The organism is Cohnella cholangitidis (assembly GCF_014107495.1).
Taxonomy (GTDB): Bacteria; Bacillota; Bacilli; order Paenibacillales; family Paenibacillaceae; genus Cohnella; species Cohnella cholangitidis.
In genome coordinates, this window is the sequence record NZ_CP041969.1 from 4,288,723 (window position 1) to 4,314,993 (window position 26,271).

Sequence of the window (26,271 nt, forward strand, 5' to 3'; positions counted from 1 at the left end):
GAGCAGTAGCGGCTGCTATGAAGCATGAAGGCCAAAAAAGTGCCTTGATTGAGCAGTAGCGGCTGCTTATGAAGCATGAAGGCCCAAAAAGGCCTTGGTTCCTCTTTTCAAGCAAGCTCCACCATGGATCCCATAGGCGGCTCAACAGGCTCGATGCACTTACAAATTAAGCGTTTTCAATTTCTGTTGACAACGGAACGATCACCGTTTATATTTGCATTAAACGTTTAACCCCAAGGAGGTTGATTCCAACGAACTCATGAAGAAAATTACGATAAAAGACGTAGCCCGCAACGCCGGAGTATCTATCGCTGCCGTATCTTACGTGCTTAACGGTAAAGAAAACAAAGTGTCGCAGGACACCATCGCCAGAATCCACGAATCGATCAAAGACTTGAACTACATTCCCAGCATAACGGCTCGGGGGTTGGTCAAAAACACCTCGGAACTCATCGGAGTCATCATCCCGCAGACGGAAGACCGCAAGCAGCTCGTATTCGAAAACCCGTTTTACAGCGAAATGATCAGCGCGATCGAAGGCGTCGTACGAGAAGACGGGTACCACATCATTCTTGCAGGCGTCGATAAAGGCAAATCCTATCTCGATATCTCTACTTCGCGCAACCTCGATGGCGCTATTATTATGGGCATCTACTCCGAACAATTGTATGACGAATGCAAGAAAGCCAACATCCCTATCGTCCTGATCGACAGTTACGTACACGATCATTATTTTACGAACGTAGGCATCGACGACGAACTAGGCGGTTATATGGCGACCAAACATCTCATTGACAACGGCCATCGGAACATCGGTCTCGTGACCGGCATGATCCGCAAGGACGGCGTCGTGGAAAAAAGATTTCTCGGCTACAAGCGTGCGTTGCAGGAGGCAGGCTTATTTTACAATCCCGATTACGTCTTCGAGAGCTCCGTCAGCTACGAACATGGCCATAGCTCGGGCGTTCTGATCGCGGAGAAATACACGGAAATGACAGCGGTATTCGCAACGGCCGACATGGTCGCGTTCGGCGTCATTCGCGGAATCAAGGAAGCGGGCAAAGACGTTCCGGGCGACTTTTCCGTCATCGGTTTCGACGATATTTCCATGGCGCACATGTTCCTGCCTCCGCTTACGACGGTTAAACAACAGATTTTCCTGAAAGGCGAGACGGCCGCGCGGCTGCTCATCGATCAGATCAGAAATAAATCCGGCGCCAGCGCGGCAATCGCAAGATCGGAAATTCCGCTTCAACTGGTAGAAAGGGAAACGGTACGGAAAATATCCAAATGAGGGCAAGAACATCGGAAGTTAAACGCTTAATCTAACTTGTCCAGGCAATGAATCATCTTCAAATCTATGAAGGGGGATTTATTCGATGGTTATGACCAAGTTTATGAAGGCGCTTTCAATAATGCTCGTTCTTTCAATGATCACTGCAATAACGGCATGCAGCGGAGGTAACGGCAACAACGCGGGGAACTCCAGCCCCGGCGCGAGCGAGTCGACGAAAGCCGCCGATACGCCGAAGGAGTCTTCGGATGAGCCGTCCCGGGAGGAGACCGTAACGGTGAAATTCGGCAACTTCTCGGGCTCCGGCGACACGGCGAAGTATTTGACCCAAATGGAGGAAGCTTTCGAGAAAGCGAATCCCAATATCCGTATCGAGATCGAGACGATCGCTTACGGCGACTATTTCACCCAGATGCAGACGCGGGTGGCGGCGGGCCAAGCGCCCGACGCTTACGAACTCAACTATGAAAACTTCGTATCGTACGCGAAAAAAGGCGTTCTGATGGACATCAATCCTTTCTTCGATGCGACGCAATTCGATAAATCGATCCTGAACTCGCAAGCCCTGAACGCCTTCTCGGCCGATGGCGTCCAGTACGGCATGCCCGGAAGCTTCTCCAACGTCTTGTTGATCTACAACAAAGAGCTGTTCGCCAAAGCGGAAGCGGACCTGCCTACTAAGGATTGGACTTGGAAGGAGTTCGACGAGGCGGCAGTCAAAATCCGGGCTCTCGGCAAGAATACGTTCGGAGTGTTCCAACCGATTCAGTTCCACGAGTTCTACAAGCTCGTTCAGCAGAACGGGGGCAGCTTGCTTAACGCCGACAAGACGGCGTTCACGGTCAATTCTCCGGAGAACGTGGAGACGCTGCAGCGGCTTGTCGACCGCGTGACGGTGTCCAACGTGATGCCTACGCAAGCTCAGCTTAGCGGCGTGGGCGATTGGGATCTGTTCAAGGCCGGGCGCCTGGGCATGATCGTTACCGGAGTATGGGCGTTCTCGGACTTCATGCAGAACGTAACGTTCGATTGGGACGTCGCCGTCGAGCCGGGGAACAAACGAAAGGCAACTCATTTCTTCTCCAACGGACTCGTCATCAACAAGGACAGCAAAGTGGCGAACGCCGCTTTCGAATGGATCAAGTTCCTGTCTTCCAGCAAGGAAGCGGCCCAAATTCGCGTAGACGCGGGTTGGGAGCTGCCCGCTGTCACATATCCGGACGTATTGGACGCCTATTTGAAGAAGACGCCTCCGGCGAACCGCCAAGCCGTGTTCGACTCCTTGGAGTTCCTGGTCACGCCCCCGGTCATCGAACAGTTCGGAGAAATGTCGGATATTCTGGGCATCCACCTGACTGCGGCCGCGGAAGCGCGAAACCCGCGCAGCAAGCGCTTGACGACGCTCAGAAAGAATTGACGGATAAAATCAAGCTTCAATAACTTTCAATAAACGGACGAAGCGGCTGCCTGCAATGCAAAGACAAGACATAGCCGGGCGGCTGCTCGTTCCTTGCGGGGTGAACGATGCTGAGCGAACGAAATCGTAGGAAATGGCTGACGATTATAGGTTTCCTGCTTCCGTCAACGATCGGGCTCATCGTGTTTAGCGTTATTCCCATCGTTTATTCCTTGGTTATCAGCTTTACGGATTGGAACGGATTGAATCCATGGAATCTATCCGCCGGGACGCCGGATTTCCTCGGGTTCGGCAATTTCAAAACCATCTTGGAGGGAGAGGAGTTCTGGCGGGTGCTTAAGAACACGATGTATTACATCGTGCTCTATATTCCGCTAATTCTCATTGCTTCCGTATTGGCGGCCGTACTGCTCAACAATACGTACAAAGCCATCGGACTGTACCGGGTCGTCTTTTTCATTCCGGTACTGACCTCTTGGGTGGCCGCCGCGCTTATCTGGAAATGGCTGCTCAGCGACGATTACGGTCCGGTAAACGCGATCTTGTCGTTCGTCGGAATCGACGGCCCGGCTTGGCTGCAGGACCGGACGTGGGCCATGCCCGGCATCGTGTTCGCCAGCATCTGGAAGGACATGGGGTTCTTCGCGTTGATCATGCTCGGCGGCTTGCAAGCGATCAATCCGACGTATTACGAGGCGGCCAACATAGACGGCGCCAGCTTCTGGAGCCGTTTTACGAGGATTACGCTGCCGCTTCTGTCGCCGATGCTCTTTTTCGTTCTCGTCATGTGCATCATCAATTCCTTCCAGCTCTTCCCGCAGGTCATGATCATGACGCAGGATGCCGGCCCTTACGGCTCCACGCAGGTCATGGTCGAGAGAATTTATAAGTTCGCTTTCAAATACTACAAAATGGGATACGCCTCTTCGTTCTCTTGGATTTTGTTCGTCATTATTTTCGTCTTCACCATCGTTCAGATGAAGCTGCAGAAAAAGTGGGTGCATTATGACTCGTAACCGGTTCGTACAGCCCCTGTTGTTTTATTTGTTCGCGTCGATTCTGGCCGTATTCGCGCTCATTCCTTTTTTCTGGATGGTCAGCACCTCGCTCAAGAGCAAAGGCGCGCTGATCAGCATTCCGATCGAATGGATTCCCGAGAAAATATCGTTCGAAGGCTACAACAAAATTTTCACCGTATTCCCGTTCGCCAAGGCGATCTTCAACAGCTTGTTCATCTCGGTAGCCAGCACCGCGCTCGTGATCGCTTCGGCTTTGATGGCCGCTTACGTGTTCGCGAAGATCGAGTTCAAAGGCCGGGAGATCTTATTCGCCGTTTTCCTGGCGACGATGATGGTGCCCGGGCAGGTGACGATGATTCCCGTCTTTCTCGTGCTTAAAGAATTTCAACTGCTTAATTCGTTTACGGGCTTGCTCCTGCCTACCGTATTCAATCCATTCGCTATTTTCATGCTAAGACAATACATTAAAACGATTCATAACGATTTCGTGGACGCGGCGTTCATCGACGGGGCTTCGCAGCCGAGCATCTTCCTGCGCATCATCGTTCCGCTCTCGATGCCGATCGTCGCGACTCTCGGGATCGTCACGTTCATGGGGGCTTGGAACGATTACTTCTGGCCGTTGATCGTCTTGTCGGACAGGGAACTCATGACTCTGCCGCTGGCCTTAAGCTCTCTTAACGGTCAGTACGGCAGCGAATACAACACGTTAATGGCCGGGAGTCTGATCTCCATGCTGCCGATCATTATATTGTATATGTTCGCTCAAGGCTTCTTCAAAGCCGGTCTTCAGATGGGAGGGATTAAGTGATGGGCAAAGTCAGCGATTTACGGGAAATTAGAATCGGCATTATCGGGCTTGGCGGAATGGCGGGCGAGCACGTCAAGCATTTGGAAAAGCTCGAAGCGGTTAGGGTGAGCGCGGTATGCGATACGAACGCCGAGTCGGTAGAGCGGTTCGCGCGCAAGCTTGGCATCGAGCTGGAGCATTGCCACCGGGATTACGTCTCCCTCGTTGCGGATCCCGACGTGGACGCCGTTCTCTCCATTACTCCGAATGACGTACATTATCGGATCTTGGAATGCTGCCTGCAGTTTCGAAAGCCGTTCATGACCGAGAAGCCGTTCACGCGCACGTACGAAGAGGCGTTGGATCTCTACAGGCAGCATCTGTCGGATCCGGGCGTTCCGGGAATGGTCGGATTTTCTTACCGTTACGTCCCTTCCTTCCGTTATGCCCGCGATCTCATTCGCAGCGGGGCAATTGGTACGGTCCGGAGCGTGTTCGTTCAATATTTGCAGTCATGGGGCGTTCCGATGTTCGGCACGCCGATGAATTGGCGATACGAACGAGCGATTACCGGAACCGGCGCCCTGGCGGATCTAGGCTCGCATATGGTGGATGCGGCCCGGTTCATCATCGGCGAATTCCGGGAAGTAGCCGCACACTTGAATACATTTATTTCCCGTCGTCCCGACCCGCGATCGGGCGGCGAAGGGACGGTAGACGTAGACGACTTCGCGGGATTTTTGGCATTGCTCGATGGAGGCGTATCGGGGGTATTCCAGACGTCGCGCAACGCATACGGATCTGGCAATCAACTGGAGTTAACGATTCACGGCGATCTCGGTACGATCAAGGTCGGTTGCGAGAAGCCCGAAGAGCTCGTCTGGATCCGCCGACAAACGGAATCGGACAATCCGTCGTCCAGCGTGACGGAAGCGCGGCGGGTGCCGGCTTCGTACGAGCTAAGCCAAATGCAGGATTTCGTGGATATGCTGCGCGGCCGCGTTCGCGAGGAACTGCCTTCCTTGGTTGACGGATACGAAAACCAGAAAGTGCTAGAAGCGATTATCCGTGCCGCCGAAGAGCGAAGAACGGTGTCGCTGGCGGACATTTCATCGCCGATTGCAGCGTCGGAAGGAGCGGGTTAAGATGGCTATCCGAGTCACGGTATGGAACGAGTTTCGGCACGAGCGGTCGAATCCGGCGGTTCGGAGCATCTATCCGGACGGTATCCATCGGGCGATCGCGCATTCGTTGGACAGCTTCGGTTACGAGACGAGCGTCGCAACGTTGGATGAACCTGAGCACGGGCTATCCGAGGAGAAGCTTCGTCGTACGGACGTGCTAATCTGGTGGGGGCATATGGCTCATGACGAGGTGGAAGACGCTATCGTACAGCGCGTATTCGATCGCGTATTGGAGGGGATGGGGCTGATCGTGCTGCATTCCGGACATTATTCGAAAATATTCCGCAAGCTGATGGGGACGAGCGGAGCACTCAAGTGGAGAGAGGCGGACGAGAAGGAACGGATATGGGTCGTCGATCCGTCCCACCCGATCGCGGCCGGTATCGGCGAATATATCGTACTGCCGCAGGAAGAAATGTACGGCGAACATTTCGACATTCCCGCCCCGGACGACCTCGTGTTCGTCAGTTGGTTCGCCGGCGGAGAAATTTTCCGTAGCGGCTGCGCATACCATAGAGGGCGAGGGAAGGTTTTTTACTTTCGGCCGGGGCACGAAACTTATCCGACGTACCACAACCCCGAGATCCAGCGGGTTATCGCCAACGCCGTAAGCTGGAGCGCCCGGACGGGAGGGGCATCTCCGCAGTACGGTCACGTGCCGGTGCCATTGGAGAAGTTAAAATGAATCCAGATTAGTAAAAGCCGTACGCCGAGCGACGATCGCTCGGCGTACGGTTTTTTTAGCGTTAAGAGGGTTAGTAGGATTCTGCCAATAATCGTAAGTTCGTATAATGAACCCCTCGGAAACAGGGACTTATAATGAAAGTGATCAAATGAAAGCGATTACTGGAGGCGTTATGAAATCACAACATCGAGAGAGAGAAAATTCGTCCCTATGGCTCCTGGCCTGGCCGATCGTAATGGAATTGTTGCTGCAATACGTGATGGGCGCAGCGGATACTCTGATGATCAGTTCGATATCCGACCGGGCGGCTTCCGCGGTAGGGCTGTCCAATCAAGTTCTTCATGCGGTCAATATGTTGTTTCTGTTCGTGAACGCGGGCGCGGGGATCGTCTTAGCCGTCCGGTGGGGTTCCGGCAGGAAGGAGGAAGCCGGACAGGTAGCGGCGCTTGCGATCCGGCTTAATCTTGTTATCGGAATCGTTCTGGGAATAGCGATTTTGTTTGGCAAAGACATCATATTGGAGGCGATGCAAGTTCCCGCGGAAGTGCTTCCCGATGCCAAAATTTACTTAGGCGTCGTCGGAGCGGGAACCGTCTTGGTTGCCCTCCATACTTCCGCGGCCGCATCGATAAGAAGCTCCGGGGATACGAGAGGTCCCATGTATGCGGCGGTGGCCATGAACGTCGTGCATTTGTCGTTAAATTACGCGTTTATCTACGGCGTTTTCGGCATTCCCGAGCTAGGTACGCAGGGAGTGGCGATATCGACGATCGTGAGCAGAACGCTGGCGGTCGTTTTCTCCATATGGCTGCTGTACAGGACTTTCCCTTCCTTATTTCAACGTCTAAGGATGAATGCTTCTACGCTGTCGACCTTCAAGGACATTTGCAAGGTCGGTTGGCCGATTACGCTAAGCAATAGCTCATATACATATGTTCAGACCGTTTTGTTTTCTTTCATCGCTTCCGTGGGAGTTGCACCGCTGGCGGCTTTCACTTACATGAATACGATACAAGGGCTGCCGACGATGATCGGTTCGGCTATCGGACTTGCTGTACAAATCCGGATCGGACAATGGTACGGCGCGGGAAGGGTAAAAGAGAGTCATCAGAGCGCTTATGCCGCCGTATGGATGGGATGGGCGATAATGTCGATTATCGCGATAGCGCTGTGTCTGTTCAGGAACAGCATTATCGGAATGTACACCGACGATCCGGAAATAGCATCGTTGATGATGACCATTTTTCTGTTATATCTTGTGCTTCAGCCGCTTAAAATGACTACGATGGGCTTTGCGCAATCGCTTTACGCGGTCGGCGATAACAAATACGTGACTTTCGCGGGAATGGGTTCCATGTGGATACTCGGCGCCGGAGGAGCTTATTGGCTGGGGATTCGGTTAGAGCTCGGATTGATGGGCATATACGCGGCGTTGATGTTGGATGAATGCGCAAGAGGAGCCTTCGCTTGGCTGAGATGGAGAAGCGGCCGTTATCGGTTGAAATCGACTATCGGTACAGCATCGAAGGGATAAGGTTGGGGCTGTCGCATAAGCAAGCATATGGACAGCCTCGTTTTATTCACCCGAGTAAGTTTTGCCGGGAATGTACCTCCTTCCGGTTGCTGTTAAAATCATGAAATCTGATTCATCTGACCCTTAACAAGGAGATTTCACGATTTTAAATGCAAACGCTCCGCTCCTCCAGTAGATAAATTCCCCCTTTTTCTATCGAGTTATCTGACTAAATCAATCAAAAAGAAACCACTCTTTGGTAAATAGAAGTGTCGAGCAACCAGTATGAAATTACAGGAATGGCGGTGCCAGGATAACCCTAGCACCGCCATTTTCGTCTCACATCTGTTTTTTACCAAAGCGAGCGTTACTACTCAGGTCTCCTCGAATTCGCACAACTCTATTGACGGTTTTGCCGCTAACCTGTTGCCGAGAAGGACCATCAAGGTGGAATTAGACGGTTTAGCCGACTAACTCGCTGCCGAGAAGGACCATCGAGGTGGAATTAGACGGTTTAGCCGACTAACCTGCTGCCGAGAAGGACCATCGTAGATGGAATTAGTCGGTTTTGCCGACTAACTCGCTCCGAGACGCGCCTTTGAGACCTAAGTAGTAACAAGCGAGCTAACTATTAAGTGAGATTACGTACTTTTGAGACACTCCCTCAGAACAACTAGCCAATCGACCGTTTAAAAGAAGCGGCTAGAGGTTGCCCGTTAGGGCTTTCACGGAACGAAGAATGATCTCGCGGTAAGTCGGGTGGAAGAACGGGCTGCCGTCATGACCGTTCATCAAGTAAACCACCCGACCTTCTCCGAAGGGATGAGTCCAGCCGGCGGGCCATTGTTTGCCGTCGTACTCGTAGTCCAATAGAATGGTGGTTTCGAGCCCATCGACGAAGTCGAACTGGTACGGTTCGTCCGTAACGGTAAAAGGCTCGATGTCCCGCACGATCTCGTGGCCCGTCGCGACCGGCCGGATCTCGAGTATGCCGTAAGGCGGGTGTCCGTTCAGCCTAGCCCCCATCATGCGCATTAATTCATCGCTGGTCTGAAGCGATATGCCGCTATGAATGACGAGCAAGCCTCCCCCGTTCCGAACATAGCCGAGCAAGCCTTGTACTTGCTCATCCGGCAGTTCTCTCCGCCAGCAATCCGTGTAGGAAATGACGAGGTCGTATTGCCCGATATTCTCCGCCCGCAGCTGATCGTAGTCCTCCGTGCATACCGTCTCGAGAAAATCCCGGAGAAGATCGGTTACGGGGAGGTCCATGTTCGGAAGCTGATGGTATTTGAAGTTCGTATAATCGCCGAGTACGAGTGCTTTGCCTTTGTTGCTCATGGTTCGATTCCTCCTGCGTGCAAAATAGGGTTCGCATGATTCATGACGTTCACGATCTAGTAAGCCAAATCTTGTCCGAGCCAATTCAAAAATGCGGGTTTGTTGGTCTGATAAGTTCTGTAGCGCAGGATGATCTCAATGAGATGATTCGCGGAAAATTCCGGCGTCAGATCGGCGCTCGTATTCAGGCTGCCGCCGAGACGGCCCTGTACCCAGCCGGGGTGAAGATTCAATACGTGTCCGCCCAAATCCCGAAGCTTGTTATAGGTAATGGTGGAATGCATATTCAAGGAAGCTTTCGACATGCAGTAAGCGTAACCGTTGTTGCGCCAGCTTTGATTCAGGCTGCCGGCCTCGGAGGAGACGTTGGCGACCAATTTGCCCGAGCCGTTCAGGAGCAACGGCATAAAGGCATGGGTTACCCGAAGCGCGCCAAGCGCGGTCACGTTGAATGTACGAAGCATGGATTCGAAATCCATCGACTCCGTGATCGTCTTGCCCGCGTTCGCCGGATCGACGATGGCCGCATTGTTCAGGATGATTTCCAGCTTGTCGGTCTTGGATCGGACAACCTCGAGAGCTTGCTTGACGCTGTTGCTTGAACCCACGTCAAGAGAAACCGGAATAAGGCAGTCCGGGTTAGCCCTTTCGGCGGCCTCGAGCTCGCTCCAGTCGGATGCGAACCGTCCGGCGAACACGGTATAGCCGTTGCGCGCAAGCCCTTTGGCGAGTTCCAAGCCCAAGCCGCGGTCGGCTCCGGTAACCAAAGCGTATTTACTCATATTTTCCATCCTCCTAGCTCGGATTGTCGACTCGTACGATTACCAAGGCAGTTTCCTGCCCAAGTAATCGAGAAATGCCGGTTGATTCGTTTGATATGTGCGATAGCGCCCGATAATTTCCATCAGCTTCTCCGCGGAGTATTCCGGCGTAAGGTCGGCGCTCGTATTCAGCTTGCCGCCAAGCCGGCCTTGCATCCAGCCGGGATGCAGGTTAAGCACGTGTCCGCCAAGCTCCTTGATCCGGTTGTACGTAATGGTCGAGTGCATGTTCAATGCCGTCTTCGCCATGCAATAGCCGTAGAAGTTCGTGCGCCAGCTCTGGCTGACGCTGCCCGCCTCGGACGAGATGTTGACGATGAGCTTGCCGTTCCCGTGCAGGAGCGGTTCGATCAGCGCGTTGGTTACGCGAAGCGAGCCTAGCCCCGTAACGTTGAACGTACGCAGCATATCGTCGATGTCGAGCTCATCGTCGAGTATGGATTGCTGTCTGTCGTTGCCCAGGATCGCGGCATTGTTGATGATCATTTCCAGCTTGTCCGTGCGCGAGCGGATTTCCGCCGCCGCGGATTGGACGCTCTCGTCGCTGCCGACATCCAGGGAGATCTGAAAGAGCGTCCGAGGATATTCGGCTTGCAGCTCGCCAAGCTCGTCCCAATCGGAAATATATTTACCGGCGAAAACCGCGTAGCCCGCTCTCAGCAATTGCCGGGTAAGCTCGAGGCCTAGTCCGCGGTCGGCGCCGGTGATGCATGCGTAATTCATCAATGGAACCACTCCCTATCGCATAATTAGCCTTTCAAGGCACCGGCCGTTAAGCCTTCGATGATATATTTCTGGGCGAGCAGGAATACGGCGACGATCGGCAACATGGACAAGCAAGCCGCCGCAAAGGCCAGTCCGTATTCGGTCGAATTTTCGCCGAAGAAGTAAAACTGCTGGACGGTCAGCGTCTTGACCGCTTCCTTCTGGAGCACGATCAACGCGACGTTGAAGTCGTTCCACATCCATAGGACATAGAGAACGGCCAGGCACGAGGTGATCGGCTTAAGCAGCGGAAATACGATTTGCCAGAAAGTCCGGTACGGGCCGCAACCGTCGATGATAGCCGATTCTTCCAATTCCCTCGGAACGGATTTGATAAATCCGATTAATAGAAAGGTACAGTAAGGAATGCTGGTACCGACCAGAATGAGTATGGCGCCCGTGAGAGAATTGAGCAGCAACGTCGTCTTAAGCAGCTTGTATACCGGAATCATGATGATCTGGAAAGGAATCATCAAGGCCGCGAGCAGGAGAACTTCGGTCATCCTGTATCCCCGCTTGGCGTAGTTCCGGGCAATGACGTATGCCCCCATCGAACTGGACAAAATAATGAGAGTCGTCGAAGCGACGGTCACGATCAAGCTGTTGAAGAACGATCTGCCCATGTTCATCATGTCCATCGCCTTGGAATAATTGGCGAAAGCGAGCTTCTCGGGTAAGGATAGCACCGATTCGGCGATCTCTAACGGCGTCTTGAAAGACGTCACGACCGACAGGTAGAACGGAGTAAGGAAGATCAGCGCGAGCGCCAGGACAAGCAGGTTGACCGACCATTGTTTGAGGTTAGCCGCTCTAAGTCTCATCAGGCTTCGATCTCCTTTCTTCGCAGCAATCGGGATACGGTTAAACCGACAACGAGCAGGAAACCCATGAATAGGAAGGCCAATGCTTGGCCGTATCCGGCTTTGTTATACGTGAACAAATAGTTATAGATGTATATCGCGAGCGTTTCCGTAGCCCGAACCGGTCCGCCGCCCGTCGCGACGAGAGGAAAAGCGAATTCGCGCAAGCCGCTCGTTAACGACAACGTAATGCATACGGTGAACGCGGGAACGATCATCGGCACCGTGACGTGCGTGAAGCGATGCCAAGCGCCGGCACCGTCGACTGTCGCGGCTTCGTAAAGATCCTTGGGTACTCCGCTTAGCGCGGCTAGATAGATCAGCATGCTTATGCCGACATTGTGCCATACGGCCAGAATAACGATGCCGAACAAAGCCGTGCCGGTGCTGCTAAACAAGCTTTGGATATTAAACAGTTCTTTGAATAAGTCTTTGAAAATGAAAGACCACACGAAGGCGGTAAGCACCGGGCTTAAGGCGTTAGGAATAAAGAAAATGAGACGGGAGGCGTTTCGGCCCCGGAACGTACGGTTTAAGGCGAGCGCCAGGCTCAACGCAAGCACGTTGTTGGCAACGACGTACATTAACCCGTATAACATAGTATTTTTCAACGGAATCAACACGTCCGCGCTGATGAAGATATTCCGATAATTTTCGAAGCCGATATAATCCATCGTCCGGGACAACCCGTTCCAATCGGTGAACGAAACGTGGATGCCCATGAAAAAGGGAGTCAGCATGGCGAAAGTGAAAAAGAGAGCGATAGGAAGCAGGAAAGACAGATTCACGGCCGTCCTTCGGATTCGGATACGATTCATAGGGTTATTCTCCACTCCTCCCGGGGATAGGGACTCCGCCCGATTCGCGGACGGTGCCCCTACGCCTCGTGGCTTTCTTATTTGCCGCTCGTCTTGGCGATTCTATCGAATTCGGAATCAAGCTTCTTCAATGCGGCGTCGACGTCGCGTTTCGAATCCATGAGGAACTCGACCGTTTTCTGCGCGAGGGCATTGTTATACTCGGTAGAGAAGTTGGTGCGGATCCCCGTATAATCGAATACTTCGCCGTTGTCCCGATATCCGATAATCTCTTGGAAAGTCGGGTTCTCCGGCAGGGAGACATCCTTGATTAAGGACAGTCCGCCTTTGTTGTTCTGCAGCGATTCGCCCATTTCTTTGGTGGCGACTTGCTCAAGGAATTTAAGCGCCCATTCCTTATTCGGAGAGTCTTTGTATACGGCAAGTCCGCCGATTCCGCTTCCGAGAGGCAAGTTGTTTTTCGCCTTCTCTTCGGACCATGGGAACGGGAAGAAACCGAGGCGAACTTCCGGGTTGATTTTCTTGATGGCGTCGACCATGAAGGAGCCGTGTTGCAGAATGCCTGCTTTGCCCGTGGCGACCAACGATAGGGCCGAGTTGGCATCGGTTCCGAACGGATCGGATTGCGCATAGGCGAAGCGGTCGTTCAGCCTTTCCAGAATGCCGCGCATTTGGTCGTCGTTCTCGAACCGCAGCGTGCGGTCTTGCAGTTGGGTTATCCAATCCGGGTTCACCGACAATGCGCCCGCGCGCCAGTCCGCCCCGATATCCCCGGTCACGTAGTAATTTTCTTTGAATCCCGCCGCCATTCCGTCGAAGCCGGCTTGCTTGAGTTTTTCCAACGTTTCTTTGAACGCGCCGTAAGTTCTCGGTACTTCGGTAATGCCCGCTTTCTCGAATACGTCTTTGTTATAGATGACTCCGTTGGCGTTCATGTCGAACGGCAAAGCGTACAGCTTGCCGTCGATATATTGGCGTTCGATCGAGTTCACGTTGTTCATGAACGGCTGATCCGTCAGATCCAACACGAAGCCGCCGTCGAGGTAATCCCGGTTGGCATCGTTAAGGTTGGTCAGCAGCATGATATCGGGAGCATCGTCGCTGGCGATCTTGGTTTTGAGCATCGTATTGTACTTGTCCGAGTTGGCCGCGATTTCTTCGACCTCGACGTTCGGGTATTTGGCCGTGAAGTTGGAGATCATGTCCGCAACCCATACGCGAGCTCCTTCTTCGACCATCAGATGCGCGATCGTCAGCTTCACCTTAGGTTGGTTTCCTTCGGGCGAAGCGCCGCTTGCGGCGGACGATGGCGCGGCGTTGTCGTTCTTGCTGTCGCCGCATCCGATAATGACTCCCAACATGGCGATGATCATCGTTAAGCCAATCCATTTTTTCATTTTGTATTACCCCTCTCGATCTCGGTATGTCGGACAAGCGGTGGACCCTCCCGCCATCCTAAGGACATTATATAGAGTCTCTGAATGCGTTTTCATTACACGATGTTACGAGAAATTAGACGATATTATCGCAGTCGGGAACGCTCTTAGCCCAGGCTTGGCGAACGGATAAAACCGATGAATATCGTACCATTTTTCGTAGTTTTGTTTAATGCCAGTTTTCCCGGAACGGCTATATAATATAGATGTCTAAATTTTAGTAAGCGCTTACAATTCTAATGTGTTCCTGCTTTATATGTAACCGCTATCAAGTATAATGGGAGAAAAGACGATTAGAGGGGCGGAGCTCCTGCGGGGTCCCGCCCGAGACCCGGAAAGAGGGGACACCATGACAAGCCTGTCTTGGAGCAGAGCGAGAACCTATTTAAGAACCCCACGTATGCGTACGCGGCTGCTTTTCTCGTATTTAGCCGTCATTGTGCTGACCGTCACCATGATCGGATATTTGTCTTATCGGATTTCCACTAAGGAGATTATTAGCAACACGAAGACATTCTCCGCCATGCTGACGGATCAATTGTCGTTCTCCGTTCCTAGCCGTGCCGACAATTTCGAGCAGAGCACGTACGCCATCCAGAACAACGAGAAATTGTTTGCCTTGGTTTCGGAAAGGGTGGAATTCACGACGAAGGAGCAATTGTACCATAATCGCAGGAACGTCGAAGCGATATTAAGCCTCTTCTTCGGATTAAGCCGAGACGTAAAAGCGGTGCTCGTTAAATCGGAAGAGGGTCACCTGTACTGGTACGAGAGAAATTCCTACCTGAGCTTAAGCGGGAGCATGAACGGCAAGGAAGCCGGAGCGTTGTACGATTGGGTGGATGGCCGGCTTGAATCCGCAGGCAATCCGCAATCGCTATGGCTTCCGGCGGAGAAAGAAGACGAGATCGCGTACACGAGGAAGCTGATCGACTCGACGACGCTACGTTCCTACGGCAGGATCATCTTCTATTTGGACAGCGGGTATTTGGATGCCGTGAGCGGCAACCATAACCAAATTTACGGGGGATCGACGGCGATACTTAACCGTCACGGCGAGGTCCTGTATGCCGAAGATAACGTCAGGCCGATTGTTAAAGCCTGGCAACACGGCACGGAGCGGGGATCGGCAGCGCAAACCTTGATCGAGGCCGCAGGAGAGAGCTACTATATTACGCGCCAATCTTCGAAGGATGCAAGCTGGGAGGCGCTTCATATCGTTCCGAGATCGGAACTGCTCCTTCCTTCCCAGAGATTTAGAGTTTATTTGCTGCTTACGTGTTTGGTTTCGCTGGTCGTAACGGCCATGATCGCGTTGTGGATTTCGGGAACCGTCACCCGGAGCATCCAGAAGCTCGAGAGGACGATGCGCAGGGTGGAAGACGGAGACTTCTCCGTACAAGTGAAATCGGCAGGCAACGACGAGATCGGACTGCTCGGCCAGCGGTTTAACGTCATGCTTGGACGCATCAACGAATTGATACAGAATCTCTACATCGAACGATTGGCTAAGCAACAGGCGGAATTCCAGGTGCTTAAAGCGCAGATCCACCCTCATTTTCTATATAACACGCTAGGGTCGATACTCTGGCTCGCCAATCGGGACAAGCAACCGACGATCGAGAACATGGTTCGGAATTTAATCGGATTGCTCAATACGTCCGTGAAACGGAAAAGCGAGTTCGTTAAGGTCCGGGAAGAATTCGAATATATCGATCATTATCTGGGGATCCAGGCTTTCCGGTACGAGAACCGTTTCCGCGTCGTTCATGAGGTGGACGGCGAGTTGCTCGATTGCATGATGCTTCACTTTATCCTGCAGCCCCTTGTCGAGAACGCCTTGCAGCATGGCATCGAGATGTCAAAGGGCAACGGTATCCTCATCTTGAGGGCTTACCGGAACGAAGCGAACCTCGTGCTCGAGGTGGAGGACAACGGGATAGGCATGAGCAAGGAAAAGCTGGAACGGATTACGACGAGCGAAGAAGAGAGCCTTTATCCGGGGCTATACAGCATCGGGGTCAAAAACGTGAACGAGCGAATTAAGCTGTATTACGGCGAAGAGTTCGGGCTTCGATACCGATCGGAGGAGGGGAAAGGAACCATAGTGACGGTGCTGTTGCCGTTGGACATTTCCAAGGGAGGGGTTAACCATGCAACAAGTCATGATCGTAGAGGATGACGTCATGTATCGCTATGCCATTCGTTCCAGCATGGAGTGGGAGAAGGAAGGCTTCCGCATCTGCGCGGAGGCCATTAACGGCAAACATGCGTTAACCCTGCTTCAAGATTGCCGTCCGGACATCGTGATCACGGACATCAATATGCCCGAGATGAACGGGATCGACCTGATCGCGGAATTGCAGGAACACCATCCTTTCATCAAAATTATCGTCTTGAGCTCTTACGACGACTTTCCTTTCGTCAAGCAGGCTTTGAAATCGGGAGCCAAAGATTATTTGCTGAAGCACGAATTGGAACCGGGCGAGCTCGCGGATTTGATGAAACGGTTGAAAGAGGATTCCGCAGAGTACGAACATAGTCCGGAGACGAAAAACGGCGCGGAGATCCCGGTAAAAGGAACGACCCATAGGGAAGTGCAGCAATTGATGGATTATATCAAGTCGCATTACAGGGAGCCCATTACCTTGCAGCAGTTGTCCAACCATCTGTTCCTAAGCCCCAACTACCTGTGCAGCTTGTTCAAGCAAGAGACCGGGATAACGATCGTGGATTACATCAAGCAGTTCCGAATAGAGATGGCCAAGCAATTGCTGGAGAGTTCACACCTTAAGGTATACGAGATCGCGGAAAGCGTCGGGTTCACTAGTTCGTCGTATCTTTGCCGGGTGTTCAAGGAAATGACCGGTTTCAACATCAACGAATACAAACGTACGATGCATTAAGCGTCATTTCAGGAAGGGTATTTCTCGAAGAAAAGGTAAAAATAAGCCCATCCCCGTTTCCGGGGGATGGGCTTATTCGCAAGGGATGATTACAAGGAATGCGTCTGGGTCATGGTCTTCACTTTACGGTCGGAAGGCAGCAGGAGTCCGATAGCTCCCAGCAACGGCAGGAAAGAGGTCGCGCCGATGACGAAGCTCAGACTGGTCAGATCGATCAATCCTCCCAAGCCTACGGCGCCGAGCGCGCCCATTCCGAAAGCCAAACCGGTGACCAAACCGGATACCGTGCCTACCTTGCCGGGCACGAGCTCTTGCACGTACACGACGGTTACGGAAAAACTGCTGTGGTTAATAATGCCTAAGGTGACCAGAAGAACATAACTCCACCATTCGGTTGCGATCGGCAATAACATCGCGAACGGAGCGGCTCCCAGCACGGAGAACAGGATGACGTTTTTGCGTCCGAAACGATCCGCCAGCGGTCCGCCGAAGAAGGTTCCGACGATGCCCGCGCCCATGTACAGGAAAATATAGACTTGGGATTCGGGAACGGACAAACTGAATTTTTCCATCAAATAAAAGACGAAATAGTTGGATATCCCCGCGCCGTACCAAGATCTCGCGAACACGATCAAGACGACGAGGGCAACGGCGATCAGAATCTGCTTGCGCCTTCGGGGATCGGCTTCCCTTACTTTGACGACTTTGGGCCGCGGAGGCAATAGAGAGAGGTAACCGCGATACCATTTCGCGATCCACAGTTGAATGCCGACGCCCATTGCCGCGATGACCGTGAACCAGATGGCGCCGAATTGGCCGTAAGGGAAGAAAATGAAAGCGGTCATTAACGGAGCCAAGGCTCCCCCCGCGTTGCCGCCGACCTGGAAGATGGACTGGGCGAGTCCTCTTCGCGACCCCGCGGCGAGATAAGCGATCCTGGCCCCTTCCGGGTGGTACATCGCCGAGGCTATGCCGACCATAAGAACCGATAGAAGAACCATGGCATAGCCGGGGGAGAAAGCAAGGCCGAGCATTCCCGCCCCCGCGATTCCCATTCCTAACGGCAACATGAACGGAGAAGGCTTGGCATCCGTGTACATGCCGACGAACGGTTGCATGACGGATGAAGAGAAGAACAGGACGAACGTGACGATTCCGAGTTGGGTATAGCTTAGCCCCAGAGCCTCGCGCAGAATCGGGTAAGACGCCGGAATGACGGCTTGTAACGCGTCATTCATTAAGTGGGCGCCGCTTATGGCGAACAGGATGGAGTAGATTGTTTTCTTGTTCGTAAGTTCGGACATGGTTGCTACGCTCCTCATTGTCGCAATGTTAACGATTACATTATAGCTTCGAGCATTCTTCTGCCGCATTACACAATGTTACGAAATATAATCCGATATTCATGGAAAGAGAGGAGTATTCTATGGAGAAAGGGGGCTTCCGAATGGATAAGGCTTTGTTCCCGGGGAGAAATTGGGTTACACTGGAAGGGAGAATGGCCATGTATCGGAGGGATTGGAGATGAGCATTGCGTTAATCGCATGGACGGTTGGCGGAGTAGGAGCGGTGACGGGCAGCGCCGCGGCGGCTTTGTACGGTTTAACCGTGAAAGCCCAACGGCCTCGTCTCGTGCCCAACGAACAGCTGCCGCCGGTACCTTATGAGGCAACGGAGTGGGAGAGCGGAGGGAAGACGGTTAAAGGGTGGTACCTATACCATGCAGGTCTTCAGAGTCCGGGACCGGTTATTATTATCGCGCACGGATGGGGATCCAACCGCTCGCGGGTATTGAGATACGCATTGCCCTTATACGATGAGGGGTATTCGATCCTGATGTTCGATGCGCGCAGCCATGGGGAAAGCGATTATTACAAAACTCCGACGGGCCTGCAATTCCGCGACGATCTGCTTAGCGCGATCCGATGGCTGTCCAATCGGCCTGACGCGGATCCCGCTCGTATCGGAGTGCTCGGGCATTCGCTAGGCGGATTCGGAGCGGTGCTCGCGTTGGACGAGGAAGCGCCGATCGCCGCGCTCGTCACCGATTCGATGCCGGTCAAGTTCTCGACGATGATCGGAGCGGAGCTAAAGCGAAGGAAACTACCGCAGTTTCCGTTGGCCCAGCTCCTGCCCAGGATGATGGTTTGGCGCAGCGGAATTTCGAACTCGACGATGAGACGGGCGAATCCGGCCAGAATACTGAGCGATAACGCCCGCGGACGGAATACGCCGGTATTGCTCGTCCATTCGCGCAAAGACGGATTCATTCCTTCGACGGAGCTTAACCACATTCTATCGCGCGCCCCGGATTTGCCTCATTTGTTCGTGGATGCCGAAGGCCATAGCGCCTCGGATCGCGATCCCGCATTCTGGCCGGCGGTGAAATCGTTCTTCCAAGCCTCGCTGCAAAAAAGTAAGCTTACGGCAACGGATCCGCAAGCTTGGCGATCTGGCCATCTTTCGCCGCGGGAACCCGGATATAGACGGTCGTACCTTGACCTAAGCGGCTATCGAGCTCGATCCCGTACCGATCTCCGAAATAAAAGCGGATTCGATCGTGTACGTTCTTCAATCCGATATGGGTCTCGTCCAGAGTGTCGGAAGGGCTTAGAAGGCGTTCCCGCAGTTGTTGGAGTTTTGCTTCGTCCATACCTACCCCGTTATCGGACACTGCAATCAGCATCTCATTCCCCGCAAGCGTTGCGGCGATCTCGAGCATACCGGAACCGGTCCGAGGTTCCAATCCATGAACGATCGCGTTCTCTACGATGGGTTGCAAGGAGAAGTGCATGACGGGCACGAGCTCGCTGCTCTCCGCCAGACGCTCGACGTATCGGATTTTATCGCCGAAACGCATTTGTTGAACCTGAATATACAGACGAGTATGGGCAAGCTCTTCGAGCAGAGTAACGGTTTCTTTACCGGTCTGGATATGGGTGCGGAATAAACGTCCCAGTAATCCGACCATCTCTCCGATATCCCTTTGTCCGCTCAGTACGGCCTTCATCTGAATGGATTCCAGCGCATTAGCCAGAAAATGAGGATTGATCTGGCTTTTCAGCGCTCCGAACTGCGCGACTTTCTGCTGGGCTTTCGTGATCGACGATCTCTCGATATGATCTTGAAGATCTTCGACCATCTTCCGAATGCCTTGGTATAGCACGCCGAATTCGTCTTGGCGTTCGCTATGTAAATTTACGTCGAATTTCCCCATTCCCACCAGCTTCACTTGTCTCCCTAACAGGATGATCGGTTTGGTTACGCGCATATATAGAATAAACATGAACAGCAATGCGGCTCCTAAAGTAAAGAAGGCTAATCCTAAAATAATCATGCGGAGCAGTTCCGAGTTTTTCGTGATTTCTTTTTCCCCGATATATTGAATGACTTTCCAGCCGGAATAGGGCGAGGTAACGAAGTTAACGAACGAGTCCGTGCCGGCGATCGGCGCGTAGAAGCTTCCCGTATCTTGATCCAGTACGGATTGCATCGATGAAAGATCGACATTTTCCAGCAGAGGGGCGTTGACTTGATCCCGTTCCGAAGAATAGATGACTCCTCCCTTATCGTCCACGATAATAAACTTGCGGTTGCTATTCTCGGATAGATTCAAGATTTCCCGCAAGGAATCCAGTCGAATATCGATCAGAATAACGCCGAGCGGCTGCTTGCTGCCGACTTTGTTAATGACCCGGGCGATGGAGATCACCGCTTGCTGGGCGTCTATTCGATGGAAGGGTTTATGAGTGCCGAATAGAACGATCTTTCCCTTGCCCTCAAGCGTTCGGATATACCAGTCTTCTTCCGCGAAGTTGTCTGCATGATAGTCGGCCCGATTAAAGTTCATGGAGTAGAATACGCTGTCGCTCGCGTAAATCCGTACGCTGTCCACGTTTTTGATCGTCATTTCTATCGAGCTGACGAATCTCTCGATGGTAGATCCGTATAGAATCCTTTTGTCCTCGATGTTTTCCTCTTTATTATTGGACCATTTCTCAAGCGCTTCCTGAAGCTGGCTGTCCATCTGCGAATTGAGCGTTCCCTTCTCGATGCTTTGAAGATATTGATCGATATTGAAGCTCAGGTTCGTCAAGATGAGATCGGAGCTGTGCTGATATTCTTTCTTGACGGTTTGCAGGGAAAACAAATAGATGATTACCGACAGGATAAGAAGCGGGACGGTAATCGTAACGATCACAAGGATGAAGATTTGATGATTCACGTGTTTGATTTGATAACGCTGGGAAAATCGCTTGAATGCCCCCACTTGATCACAACCCCAATTGTTTTCGATACTCCGTCGGCGTCATTCGGGTAACGCTTCGAAAGGTTTTCACGAAATGCTTATAGCTTTTGTAACCGCACATCGTGCATACGTCCGTCACCGACGCCTTCTGGTCCATCAAGCATTGTTGCGCGTAATGAATTCGAATCTCGGTCAAGAACGTCATGTAGTTTTTGTTTAATTTGGTCTTGAATAGCCTGCTTAAGTAAGACGGGTTATAGAAAAAACGGTCCGCGACGGCTTGAAGCGTGACTTCTTTGTCGATATGCTGTTTGATGAAACTTTCGATTTGCTCGAAGATAAGCGATTCTTGCGGAGCGGAAGCCTTCGCCTTGTCCCGATAAGCGGCATGGAGATGGACCATCCAGTCGGCGATCCAATCGAATAGCTGCTCCGCGGTCGCAAAATCGTCCACGAAAGCGAGGGTTAGCACCTTATCGCTATACACTCCTTCGAAGCGAATATCGTTTCTATGCGCGAAGCGAAGAGTCACGCCTATGATATCTTGAAGGAGCGCGAGCCATCTGCCATAGGAATCGTACGAGAAATGATCGATGGTTTGAACGGCCATTCGCCTGAGCAGTTCCCTTGTTTGCCGTAACTCGCCTTGCTCTAGGCAAGTTAGGATAAGCTCCCTGATCTTGTTATCGAGCGGATAAAAGCACTCTTTGAGCGAAGGCAACGTTTGGCCTGGCATTTCCGAATGGAACAATCTGCGATCTGGCCGGAAGAAACGCCGGTTTAAAGCCTTTTCCGTAAGCTGCAGAGAAATGCAGGCTTGGGACAATTCGATTGCGGGTTTGCCGACAGCCATATAGAATGCGGCTTGAAGCTCCGTGCCGGCTTGTATCAGCCTGTTATTGATTAGCTCTTCCGCGTGCTTATCGAACGCTTTGTTTTCTTGATCGTCATGGATTGTAATCGCATACAATTTCGATTTGCCGTAATAGGCGAGAAGTTGTCCGCGACCGGATGGATAAATAGAGTCGACGGCTTCGGTTAATACTCGCTCCGCTTTTATTTTCCACGCTTTCCTTGCCTGAACATTGAGCGTGGAAGGAAGGATGCAGGACAGGACGATGGGATGGTAAGTAACGATCTTGCCGTCTAGTCCGAATTGCCGGAGTACCGCGTCTTCCCGCAGCGAACCGTCATCATCCAGCATGGATTTCACGATCTGGCCGCCTCTATGCACGGAGTTCTCTTTTGCGGCGGATTCAAGCTCCGAGCGTTGTCGGTTCGCCTGTTGCCTGGCGCTTAATACTCTAATGGATTCGACGATCGTTGATAAGCTTTCCTCATATTGCAGAGGCTTGAGGAGGTATGCCTGTATATTGCCTAACCGTATGGCTTTCTGGGCATAGGTAAAGTCGTTGTATCCGGTCAAGATAAGGAATAGCGTATCCGGGAGCGCGGGGCGCAGCCGTTCGATCATCTCGAGACCGTTGATCTCCGGCATGCGAATATCCGTAATGACCAGATCCGGGCGTTCGCGCAGGGCGATTTCTATACCGTCTTTGCCGTTCTCCGCTTCAAGGATCGACTCTATGCCAAGCTCATGCCAATTGAAATATTGTTTTAATCCTGCTCGTATGAGGGGTTCGTCCTCGACAATCATCAGCTTGTACATGCGACTCCCCCTAGATGTTTGAATAGATAAAGACTACGTTTGCTGGCTTTACTCATTATACTTGATGTTGAATCGATAGAAACCGAAAGAATGGGGGGCTCGCGGCAACAGGTCAATAATGGACCATGAATGTAAAAGATGAGGGATTTTCCGCGAATACCCGATGCATTTATGCTGAAGTCAGGAAATGAAAACGCTTATTTCCTCATTTCGACACTACTATAGGGGGTTACAGAATGGCAGCTTTGAGAAGCAAGCTCGCAATGGTTATCTGTATGGTACTCGTCATGGCGTTACTGGCGGCATGCGGCAGCAACAACGCCGATGAGTCGAAGAGTTCCGCTCCGCCGGCGACGGCATCGGCAACGAATTCGGCCGAGGTATCGCCGGAAGCATCCAAAGAAAATGCAAAACCGGTGGAAATCACATGGTGGAACTTCCCGAGCTACCAGGCTCTGGATGGGGAAGTAGGGAAATACGAGAAACAGATCATTGCGGCGTTCAACGAAAAATATCCGGAAATCAAAGTCAATCTAGAGATGATCACCTTCGATGGCGGACCCGAGAAATTGAACGTAGCCATCGCGACGAATTCGGCTCCGGACGTTATCTATGACGCTCCAGGACGGATTATCGATTGGGGCAAGAAGGATCTTCTCGCTCCGCTCAACGACATGATAACGGACGAAGTGAAGAAAGACATTTCGGATGCGTTCTGGAAACAGTCCATGGTAGGCGATCAAGTGTACATGTATCCGATCAATACCGCGCCTTTCCTGATGGCCGTAAATAAAACGATTTTCGAGAAAATCGGCGCATTGGATTTGCTGCCGTTAGACAAACCCGATCGCACGTGGACTCTTGCCGAGTACGAGGCGGCGTTAAAAGCGGTCAAGGAGAAAGCTCCGGACGTCATCCCATCGGGCTTCTTCGCCAAGAGCCAAGCGGGAGACCAAGGCACGCGGGCTTATATCGCCAACCTGGGCGTGTCCAGGTTCTTGAACGAGGATAACAGCCAGGTTGCCATTAATACCGAGAACGGCGCGAAAGCGTTGGATTGGATCGTTCAAGCGTCGAAGGACAAGCTGATCGTATCGGGAGCCGCATCGCTCGCGGCAGCGGATGTTAACGATTTATTCCTGCAAGGAAAACTGGCGTTCACGCTTAATTATTCTGCGGTATTGAAAGCGCAGAACGTGCCTAACAAAAAAGTGCCGTTCGAAGAAGTATTGTTGCCTTTCCCGACGCTCGACGGCTCCGAGCCGAAGCTTGAGCCTTACGTCGGAGGCATGGCCATCTTCAATAACGATAACGCCGACAAAATCGCGGCTTCCAAGAAACTGATCGATTTCATCGCGAACGACGAAGTATGGGGCAAGAAAAACATTATCCAAACCGGCGGATTGTCGGTACGCAACTCCGTCACGGGGCTGTACGGCGACGATTCGGAATACAAGTACTCCGAGCTTGCCCGCAAGTTCATTACGGACCCGCCGACGGTAGCCGACGGGTATGCCGAGATTCGCACTTTCTGGTTCCCCGAATTGCAAAGCGCGTTGCTCGGCGCGTCAACGGGCAAAGAAGCGCTTGATGCTTTTGCCGAGAAGGCGAACAAAGCGATTGCCGACGCGAAAGCTAAAATGAAATAAACCCTTGAACGGAAAGGAGCGGCGAGCGTAAGGCGCGCTGCTCCTTTCCGTAAATAGGGGAGAGGGAGAGATTCGAAGTGTCAACTACGGTGCTCAGAATGCTTAAATCGACAAGACGCAAACCATGGCGTGATTGGTTGACAAGTTACTTGTTTCTATTGCCGGCACTGGGGTTTTTCTTGTTATTCGTCGTTTATCCGATGGCCAAAGGCGTATACATCAGTTTTTTCGACTATGACTTGCGAGGGTTTGATTTCGTCGGGCTTCAGAATTATCGGGATTTATTGCAGGACGACGTATTTTTCAAATCGATGCGCAATACGATGCTTCTCGTATTGATTACGGTTCCCGCGGTCATTATCTTCTCTATCTTCGTTGCGATGAACATCTACAAGAAGAAGGAATTCAATCGGTCGTTTTTCAGAGGCGTGTTTTATTTGCCTGCCGTATCCTCCGTCGTCAGTATTACCGTCGTGTGGGCTTCGATCTATCATCGAACTATGGCCTGTTGAACTACGTGACCGGGTTGTTCGGAGCGGAGCCGATGGCTTGGCTAGGCGATACCCGTACGGCTTTGCTGGCGATTATAGCGGTTCTGATTACGACTTCGGTCGGTCAGCCGATCATTCTCTACGTGGCTTCGCTAGGGAACATCCCGGCTTCCTATATCGAGGCTGCTCAGATCGATCAAGCGACGCCGTGGCAAATTTTCCGGAAAATCATTTGGCCGATGCTGATGCCAACGAATTTATATATTATCGTCATTACTACGATCAATACGTTTCAATGCTTTGCGATCATTCAATTGCTTACTTCGGGCGGGCCGATGTACAGCACTTCGACCGTCATGTACGGCGTATACGAGCAAGCGTTCAAATTAGGGCATTTCGGCATCGCATCGGCGATGGGCATTATGCTAGCGGCCGTAATCGGGATCATTTCCTTTATCCAATTCAAATATTTAGGTAGCGACGTTGAGTACTAGGGGGCGGCAGCATGATTAGCAAAGCGATAGGGCGACGCGATTTGACGTTGTCCGGTATCCTGTCTAATACGTTATTGGCGATTTCGGCCTTGTTTTTTATTTTTCCGTTTTATTGGATCATTACAGGCGCGTTCAAGGTTCAGACGGTCGCGGTGGCTTATCCTCCCCAATGGATCCCTTTAGAGCCGACCTTCCAGAACTTTATCGATCTGTTCAAAAATCCGGTCATGCGTTGGACCTTCAATAGCTTCTTCGTCGCCGCGGGAGAGATGGTGGGCGTCTGTATCGTCGCTTCGATGGCGGGTTACGTGCTCGCCAAGAAATCCTTTCCGGGACGGCAAGCGATCTTCATTCTGTTCGTCTCCGCGATGGCGCTGCCCAAACAAGTCATTCTTGTACCGCTGTTTACGATGTTGGCCGATTTCGGCTGGATCAACTCTTATCAAGGGTTAATTCTTCCGGCTATCGGCTGGCCGTTCGGCGTGTTCCTCATGAAGCAGTTTGCCCAGACGATTCCGAGCGAGCTGATGGAAGCCGCCAAGATCGACGGGTGCACGGAAATCCGAATGTTCTATAAGATCATCTTGCCGTTGCTTAAGCCGGCGATCGGCGCTCTAGCCATCTTTACGTTCGTCGGCGGGTGGAACGATTACTTCAGCCAGTTGATTATTACCCGGTCGACATCCATGATGACGCTGCCGCTTGGCGTGGCAACGCTTCAAGGGGAGTATACGACGCCTTACGGCGTCTTGATGGCGGGAGCGGCGATCGCCTCCCTACCGATGATCGCGATCTTTATTTTATTCCAAAAGGCGTTTACGCAAGGAATCACGATGGGTGCGGTTAAAGGATGACAACCGGAGGTTGAAC

General features: G+C 52.2%; 23 protein-coding genes and 1 pseudogene. 14 read left to right on the top strand and 10 right to left on the bottom strand.

Annotated elements, in window-relative coordinates:
• The first annotated feature begins 259 nt into the window (after positions 1 to 259).
• From FPL14_RS19820 to FPL14_RS19850, 7 genes are all read left to right on the top strand, one after another.
• Positions 260 to 1,294, top strand: a complete 1,035-nt coding sequence (locus FPL14_RS19820; RefSeq protein ID WP_182299396.1) for a LacI family DNA-binding transcriptional regulator — start codon at positions 260 to 262, stop codon at positions 1,292 to 1,294.
• A gap of 85 nt (positions 1,295 to 1,379) precedes the next feature.
• Entirely contained in the window at positions 1,380 to 2,711 is a 1,332-nt protein-coding gene (locus FPL14_RS19825; protein ID WP_220471171.1) for an ABC transporter substrate-binding protein, read from the top strand.
• Positions 2,712 to 2,818: 107 nt separating this feature from the next.
• Positions 2,819 to 3,727, top strand: coding sequence for a carbohydrate ABC transporter permease (locus FPL14_RS19830; RefSeq protein ID WP_182299397.1), 909 nt, complete (start codon positions 2,819 to 2,821; stop codon positions 3,725 to 3,727).
• Positions 3,717 to 4,541, top strand: a complete 825-nt coding sequence (locus FPL14_RS19835; RefSeq protein WP_182299398.1) for a carbohydrate ABC transporter permease — start codon at positions 3,717 to 3,719, stop codon at positions 4,539 to 4,541. The genes FPL14_RS19830 and FPL14_RS19835 overlap by 11 nt, the downstream gene beginning before the upstream one ends.
• Positions 4,541 to 5,665, top strand: a complete 1,125-nt coding sequence (locus FPL14_RS19840; RefSeq protein ID WP_182299399.1) for a Gfo/Idh/MocA family protein — start codon at positions 4,541 to 4,543, stop codon at positions 5,663 to 5,665. The genes FPL14_RS19835 and FPL14_RS19840 overlap by 1 nt, the downstream gene beginning before the upstream one ends.
• A gap of 1 nt (position 5,666) precedes the next feature.
• Positions 5,667 to 6,389 (top strand): ThuA domain-containing protein, encoded by a 723-nt coding sequence (locus FPL14_RS19845; protein ID WP_182299400.1) that lies wholly within the window; start codon positions 5,667 to 5,669, stop codon positions 6,387 to 6,389.
• Positions 6,390 to 6,561: 172 nt separating this feature from the next.
• The gene (locus tag FPL14_RS19850; RefSeq protein WP_182299401.1) at positions 6,562 to 7,923 is read left to right on the top strand and encodes an MATE family efflux transporter; all 1,362 of its coding nucleotides are present in this window, start codon (positions 6,562 to 6,564) and stop codon (positions 7,921 to 7,923) included.
• 681 nt (positions 7,924 to 8,604) lie between these two features.
• Here FPL14_RS19850 and FPL14_RS19855 read toward each other — a convergent pair.
• The 6 genes from FPL14_RS19855 to FPL14_RS19880 form a co-directional block, all read right to left on the bottom strand.
• Complete coding sequence (locus FPL14_RS19855) at positions 8,605 to 9,243, bottom strand: ThuA domain-containing protein (protein WP_182299402.1); 639 nt, start codon at positions 9,241 to 9,243, stop codon at positions 8,605 to 8,607.
• 56 nt (positions 9,244 to 9,299) lie between these two features.
• On the bottom strand, positions 9,300 to 10,025 hold the full coding sequence (locus FPL14_RS19860) for an SDR family NAD(P)-dependent oxidoreductase (RefSeq protein ID WP_182299403.1): 726 nt from the start codon (positions 10,023 to 10,025) through the stop codon (positions 9,300 to 9,302).
• A 39-nt stretch (positions 10,026 to 10,064) separates the two neighbouring features.
• The gene (locus tag FPL14_RS19865) at positions 10,065 to 10,787 is read right to left on the bottom strand and encodes an SDR family NAD(P)-dependent oxidoreductase (protein ID WP_182304076.1); all 723 of its coding nucleotides are present in this window, start codon (positions 10,785 to 10,787) and stop codon (positions 10,065 to 10,067) included.
• 26 nt (positions 10,788 to 10,813) lie between these two features.
• Positions 10,814 to 11,650, bottom strand: coding sequence for a carbohydrate ABC transporter permease (locus FPL14_RS19870; protein WP_182299404.1), 837 nt, complete (start codon positions 11,648 to 11,650; stop codon positions 10,814 to 10,816).
• Positions 11,650 to 12,507, bottom strand: coding sequence for a carbohydrate ABC transporter permease (locus tag FPL14_RS19875; protein ID WP_182299405.1), 858 nt, complete (start codon positions 12,505 to 12,507; stop codon positions 11,650 to 11,652). The genes FPL14_RS19870 and FPL14_RS19875 overlap by 1 nt, the downstream gene beginning before the upstream one ends.
• A 77-nt stretch (positions 12,508 to 12,584) precedes the next feature.
• Positions 12,585 to 13,904 (bottom strand): ABC transporter substrate-binding protein, encoded by a 1,320-nt coding sequence (locus FPL14_RS19880; RefSeq protein WP_182299406.1) that lies wholly within the window; start codon positions 13,902 to 13,904, stop codon positions 12,585 to 12,587.
• A 388-nt stretch (positions 13,905 to 14,292) separates the two neighbouring features.
• On the opposite strand from FPL14_RS19880, the gene FPL14_RS19885 reads away from it, so the two are divergent.
• Together FPL14_RS19885 and FPL14_RS19890 are read left to right on the top strand one after the other, a co-directional pair.
• On the top strand, positions 14,293 to 16,125 hold the full coding sequence (locus FPL14_RS19885; RefSeq protein WP_182299407.1) for a sensor histidine kinase: 1,833 nt from the start codon (positions 14,293 to 14,295) through the stop codon (positions 16,123 to 16,125).
• The gene (locus FPL14_RS19890) at positions 16,097 to 16,849 is read left to right on the top strand and encodes a response regulator transcription factor (protein WP_182299408.1); all 753 of its coding nucleotides are present in this window, start codon (positions 16,097 to 16,099) and stop codon (positions 16,847 to 16,849) included. Before FPL14_RS19885 ends, FPL14_RS19890 begins: the two co-directional genes overlap by 29 nt.
• An 89-nt stretch (positions 16,850 to 16,938) precedes the next feature.
• Here FPL14_RS19890 and FPL14_RS19895 read toward each other — a convergent pair whose 3' ends face one another.
• Together FPL14_RS19895 and FPL14_RS30040 are read right to left on the bottom strand one after the other, a co-directional pair.
• Positions 16,939 to 18,153: an MFS transporter gene (locus FPL14_RS19895; protein WP_229263590.1), complete on the bottom strand. Its 1,215-nt coding sequence runs from the start codon at positions 18,151 to 18,153 to the stop codon at positions 16,939 to 16,941.
• Positions 18,154 to 18,330: 177 nt separating this feature from the next.
• The gene (locus FPL14_RS30040; protein ID WP_229264035.1) at positions 18,331 to 18,489 is read right to left on the bottom strand and encodes a hypothetical protein; all 159 of its coding nucleotides are present in this window, start codon (positions 18,487 to 18,489) and stop codon (positions 18,331 to 18,333) included.
• Here FPL14_RS30040 and FPL14_RS19900 point away from each other — a divergent pair.
• A pseudogene (locus tag FPL14_RS19900) lies at positions 18,482 to 19,249 on the top strand (alpha/beta hydrolase); the annotation flags it as partial. The gene FPL14_RS30040 and the pseudogene FPL14_RS19900 sit on opposite strands and share 8 nt — an antisense overlap.
• A 22-nt stretch (positions 19,250 to 19,271) precedes the next feature.
• Here the strand turns inward: FPL14_RS19900 and FPL14_RS19905 are convergent.
• Both FPL14_RS19905 and FPL14_RS19910 read right to left on the bottom strand, forming a co-directional pair.
• Positions 19,272 to 21,119 (bottom strand): cache domain-containing sensor histidine kinase, encoded by a 1,848-nt coding sequence (locus FPL14_RS19905; RefSeq protein WP_182299410.1) that lies wholly within the window; start codon positions 21,117 to 21,119, stop codon positions 19,272 to 19,274.
• Positions 21,120 to 21,123: 4 nt separating this feature from the next.
• A complete protein-coding gene (locus tag FPL14_RS19910; protein WP_182299411.1) occupies positions 21,124 to 22,767 on the bottom strand; it encodes a response regulator transcription factor in 1,644 nt (547 codons plus the stop codon).
• Between the two features lie 236 nt (positions 22,768 to 23,003).
• Between FPL14_RS19910 and FPL14_RS19915 the strand changes: the two genes are divergently transcribed.
• The 4 genes from FPL14_RS19915 to FPL14_RS19925 all read left to right on the top strand — a co-directional run bounded on the left by FPL14_RS19915 (position 23,004) and on the right by FPL14_RS19925 (position 26,255).
• Positions 23,004 to 24,416: an ABC transporter substrate-binding protein gene (locus tag FPL14_RS19915; protein ID WP_182299412.1), complete on the top strand. Its 1,413-nt coding sequence runs from the start codon at positions 23,004 to 23,006 to the stop codon at positions 24,414 to 24,416.
• 77 nt (positions 24,417 to 24,493) lie between these two features.
• Positions 24,494 to 24,928, top strand: coding sequence for a carbohydrate ABC transporter permease (locus FPL14_RS30945; RefSeq protein WP_456064435.1), 435 nt, complete (start codon positions 24,494 to 24,496; stop codon positions 24,926 to 24,928).
• 32 nt (positions 24,929 to 24,960) lie between these two features.
• Positions 24,961 to 25,401, top strand: coding sequence for a carbohydrate ABC transporter permease (locus FPL14_RS30950; protein WP_456064436.1), 441 nt, complete (start codon positions 24,961 to 24,963; stop codon positions 25,399 to 25,401).
• Between the two features lie 11 nt (positions 25,402 to 25,412).
• Positions 25,413 to 26,255 carry a carbohydrate ABC transporter permease gene (locus FPL14_RS19925; RefSeq protein ID WP_182299413.1) on the top strand — a complete coding sequence of 281 codons (843 nt, stop codon included), beginning with the start codon at positions 25,413 to 25,415 and terminating at the stop codon, positions 26,253 to 26,255.
• The last annotated feature ends 16 nt before the right edge of the window (positions 26,256 to 26,271 follow it).

Coding starts and splice junctions, on each gene's coding strand:
- FPL14_RS30950 (WP_456064436.1), top strand. CDS start 24,961: ATGGCTTGGCTAGGCGATACCCGTACGGCTTTGCTGGCGATTATAGCG.
- FPL14_RS19850 (WP_182299401.1), top strand. CDS start 6,562: ATGAAATCACAACATCGAGAGAGAGAAAATTCGTCCCTATGGCTCCTG.
- FPL14_RS19830 (WP_182299397.1), top strand. CDS start 2,819: ATGCTGAGCGAACGAAATCGTAGGAAATGGCTGACGATTATAGGTTTC.
- FPL14_RS19860 (WP_182299403.1), bottom strand. CDS start 10,025: ATGAGTAAATACGCTTTGGTTACCGGAGCCGACCGCGGCTTGGGCTTG.
- FPL14_RS19895 (WP_229263590.1), bottom strand. CDS start 18,153: ATGTCCGAACTTACGAACAAGAAAACAATCTACTCCATCCTGTTCGCC.
- FPL14_RS19910 (WP_182299411.1), bottom strand. CDS start 22,767: ATGTACAAGCTGATGATTGTCGAGGACGAACCCCTCATACGAGCAGGA.
- FPL14_RS19845 (WP_182299400.1), top strand. CDS start 5,667: ATGGCTATCCGAGTCACGGTATGGAACGAGTTTCGGCACGAGCGGTCG.
- FPL14_RS19820 (WP_182299396.1), top strand. CDS start 260: ATGAAGAAAATTACGATAAAAGACGTAGCCCGCAACGCCGGAGTATCT.
- FPL14_RS19880 (WP_182299406.1), bottom strand. CDS start 13,904: ATGAAAAAATGGATTGGCTTAACGATGATCATCGCCATGTTGGGAGTC.
- FPL14_RS19925 (WP_182299413.1), top strand. CDS start 25,413: ATGATTAGCAAAGCGATAGGGCGACGCGATTTGACGTTGTCCGGTATC.
- FPL14_RS19835 (WP_182299398.1), top strand. CDS start 3,717: ATGACTCGTAACCGGTTCGTACAGCCCCTGTTGTTTTATTTGTTCGCG.
- FPL14_RS19870 (WP_182299404.1), bottom strand. CDS start 11,650: ATGAGACTTAGAGCGGCTAACCTCAAACAATGGTCGGTCAACCTGCTT.
- FPL14_RS19915 (WP_182299412.1), top strand. CDS start 23,004: ATGGCAGCTTTGAGAAGCAAGCTCGCAATGGTTATCTGTATGGTACTC.
- FPL14_RS19840 (WP_182299399.1), top strand. CDS start 4,541: ATGGGCAAAGTCAGCGATTTACGGGAAATTAGAATCGGCATTATCGGG.
- FPL14_RS19855 (WP_182299402.1), bottom strand. CDS start 9,243: ATGAGCAACAAAGGCAAAGCACTCGTACTCGGCGATTATACGAACTTC.
- FPL14_RS19825 (WP_220471171.1), top strand. CDS start 1,380: ATGGTTATGACCAAGTTTATGAAGGCGCTTTCAATAATGCTCGTTCTT.
- FPL14_RS19865 (WP_182304076.1), bottom strand. CDS start 10,787: ATGAATTACGCATGCATCACCGGCGCCGACCGCGGACTAGGCCTCGAG.
- FPL14_RS19885 (WP_182299407.1), top strand. CDS start 14,293: ATGACAAGCCTGTCTTGGAGCAGAGCGAGAACCTATTTAAGAACCCCA.
- FPL14_RS19890 (WP_182299408.1), top strand. CDS start 16,097: ATGCAACAAGTCATGATCGTAGAGGATGACGTCATGTATCGCTATGCC.
- FPL14_RS19875 (WP_182299405.1), bottom strand. CDS start 12,507: ATGAATCGTATCCGAATCCGAAGGACGGCCGTGAATCTGTCTTTCCTG.